A 2,809-nucleotide genomic window follows, 5' to 3' on the forward strand; every position below is an offset into this window, starting at 1 on the left:
CCCTCTTTGCCTGATGACCATAGCGAGTCGGTCCCACCCCTTCCCATCCCGAACAGGACCGTGAAACGACTCTACGCCGATGATAGTGCGGATTCCCGTGTGAAAGTAGGTAATCGTCAGGCTCCCTCAAGCCAAGAACCCCCGCCCGAAAGGCGGGGGTTTTTGCATTTGGGCGGCGAAAATGCATGGGCGCGCGGAGTGGACGGCCTGGCCATATCCAGGCGCAGAATACGTCGATTCAGCCACCTGCCGTTCTCGAGAACTCGCAGCGTTGCGCTACTGATCAAACCGATCGAGCTGGTCCCGCACTGGTAGCTGGCGTTGGTTGAAATCCACATTCAAACATCCATCCTCCCGCTGCTCACGACGATGGCGGCCAGGTCGAGTAGCGACTCCATCTCGCGTATCTGACTACCGCTCGGGGCTGATTTGAGCGTCGCCGGGCTGCGGCCCGGTGGGGCAACGCCCACTCCTCGATTGCCGATCCTCGGGCGTCGTTCATCGGCGTATCGAGCTCATCCTCGGCCAAAAGTCACTATTGCAATTTCGTGCCTACCGAGCATGTTTCACGGCCTCAGCCACGACACGAGCCGTCAGCATACCGGGCAACGGGTCACCTCTATCGGACGTTTGGCGCGTTCTCGCTGCGCGCGCTGAGTGACTGATGCCCATCGAGCGTACGAAGTCGAAACGTGCTGTGAATCGCATTGTGTGGCCATCCAGGGTTGTTCGTGACTCAATTCGTTGCATCTTCGCTCAAGTCGGCTTGAGCGAAGGAGCGGGTGCGTGTAACCCACCGGATGGACAGGGGCGTTGCTAGCGCGAACCTGCGTCCGCGAGTTCGTCGACCCGATAGCATCAGAAATCCGCGCTATTCCTTTTGACGAGCACGGGCTGCCCGTCTCGCAACGCATAGATTTCTTCGATGAGTGAACAGGCCGTGCCGCCAAAGCAGTCTCGCCCTTCACCCATAACGCGAAGTGCTTGCCGCCGGCGTCGATGCCGGTCGATTCCACCGCGCATGCGGTACTCGGATCCCGGAGTGCGGAGCCATCGCCCGGCGGAAACCGCCGGGTCGTGTTCCTGCCTTGATTTCGGGTTAGCACGACCAACGCCGGGCAGCGAGCAGTCGATGTCGAAGTGGTCGTCGGATGGATGCGGAGCGGAGAACGCGCCGGCGTCGAATCCTGCGCGGGTACTAGCGTTCAGCTGCGCGAGGCGGGCATCGTACGGGCATGCGGGATGTCGTGCGTATGCCGTGGATTCGCTGCGGTAGGCCGTCCAGATGTTGACGTTGGACGGCTTGCATGATGGTGAAAGGCAGTGGGCGGCACATTGCAGAATGTTCGCCGAGATCGCGTCGACAAGCCTGCGGGGCAGGCCCAGGCGGGGCCGCATATCATCGCCGAGTAGTGGCTGCAATGCGTCGATGCAGGCTGGGGCGCCGGACTCACCTTCTGGCGCACTATCGCCAGCGCCGACGAGGTACGTGGACGCATCATTGAGCAGCCACGCATAGGCGATTGCATCTTGGCTAAGCGGGGGGCCAACGAAACCGACGTGTTCCGAACCGAGGCACCCGGCATCGAGCGCGGGCTTCAGTCGGTCATATGAGGAGAGCAATGAAGCTGCCGCGCTGCGTCCTGGGGCGTGGCTGTCGGGAGTGCCTGCTGGCGGATTCTGGTGATGGTGCTCGAGCGACACCAGGCATCTGACGGACCGGCCGCATGCGCGGTCAAAGACATGAAGGTCATCACGAGTGCAAGCAGGCGCGTGAGGATCAGAACCGGAGGCGGGCAGTTGGTCTGCGATGGTATCGCGGCTGTGGCTGAAGTCGGCTAGGGTCGGTGTCGCGCGCACCACTTCCCGTCGATAGCCGTGGCCGCAGGATCCGATGCAGTTGCTGGAAAACGCCGCCCGAAAGCCTCGTCACGTATATCGCCCGCAGGTCCGGTCAGGCAGCCGGTGAGATTGGAAGCAATATCTCCCAAAGTATCGGGGGCGGATCGGCGAGGCCACTCGGCACGAAATTTGCGGAAATTTTTCGTTTATCCGCTTGGCAGAGTGCGGAAGAGGTCGTATGATGGCGGTCTTTCGTTTTCAGCGTAGATGCAGATCGACGTTGAGGGCGGAGTCTGACGAAGATGTGGCACTGATCAGCAGCACCCATGCTTGCCTTAGCCGGGCAAGGGCGGGAGATCGGTGGTCAAGCAGGTGTCGGGAAGGAAGTGAAAATAATCTTCCGGATCCGCTTGACAGAAGTGCGATGCACCCCCATAATCGTCAGTTCTCTACGGAGGGGTGCCCGAGTGGCTAAAGGGGGCAGACTGTAAATCTGTTGGCTTACGCCTACGTTGGTTCGAATCCAACCTCCTCCACCAAGATTATCAGCGCAGTGAGCGGTAAGGAATCGTTTGTGGCCCGTGCGGGTGTAGCTCAATGGTAGAGCAGAAGCCTTCCAAGCTTACGACGAGGGTTCGATTCCCTTCACCCGCTCCAGACCGCGAAGTTGAAGCGTAAAGCGCCCATGTGGCTCAGTGGTAGAGCACTCCCTTGGTAAGGGAGAGGTCGGCAGTTCGATCCTGCCCATGGGCACCAGCAGTAAAAAGTCAGTGTCTTGTTTGCGCGCGGCGCAACCTGTGAAATTCCTTCTGGGAGTCGAAAATGGCCAAGGGTAAATTTGAGCGGACCAAGCCGCACGTGAACGTTGGTACGATTGGTCACGTTGACCACGGCAAGACGACGCTGACGGCAGCGATCACGACGGTTCTGACGAAGAAGTTCGGCGGCGAAGCGAAGGCATACGACC

General features: G+C 60.1%; 2 protein-coding genes, 3 tRNA genes and 1 rRNA gene. 5 read left to right on the forward strand and 1 reads right to left on the reverse strand.

The genetic code is table 11. The features are described 5' to 3' along the window. Positions 1 to 9: 9 nt before the first annotated feature. A 5S ribosomal RNA gene (gene rrf / locus G3N98_RS38940) occupies positions 10 to 122 on the forward strand. A 736-nt stretch (positions 123 to 858) separates the two neighbouring features. On the opposite strand, the gene G3N98_RS38945 is transcribed toward rrf, so the two are convergent. Next, positions 859 to 1,704, reverse strand: coding sequence for a hypothetical protein (locus tag G3N98_RS38945; RefSeq protein WP_206151093.1), 846 nt, complete (start codon positions 1,702 to 1,704; stop codon positions 859 to 861). Positions 1,705 to 2,295: 591 nt separating this feature from the next. Between G3N98_RS38945 and G3N98_RS38950 the strand changes: the two genes are divergently transcribed. From G3N98_RS38950 to G3N98_RS38965, 4 genes are all read left to right on the forward strand, one after another. Further along, a tRNA-Tyr gene (locus G3N98_RS38950) sits at positions 2,296 to 2,381 on the forward strand. A gap of 44 nt (positions 2,382 to 2,425) precedes the next feature. Next, positions 2,426 to 2,499: transfer RNA gene (locus G3N98_RS38955), tRNA-Gly, on the forward strand. Between the two features lie 24 nt (positions 2,500 to 2,523). Next, positions 2,524 to 2,598, forward strand: a tRNA-Thr gene (locus G3N98_RS38960). Between the two features lie 66 nt (positions 2,599 to 2,664). Then, a partial coding sequence (locus G3N98_RS38965; protein ID WP_234037674.1) for a GTP-binding protein occupies positions 2,665 to 2,809 on the forward strand: 145 nt, incomplete at its 3' end.

Origin of the sequence: Burkholderia sp. Tr-20390, from assembly GCF_017104595.1 — a bacterium.
In the GTDB taxonomy this organism is placed as follows: Bacteria; Pseudomonadota; Gammaproteobacteria; order Burkholderiales; family Burkholderiaceae; genus Burkholderia.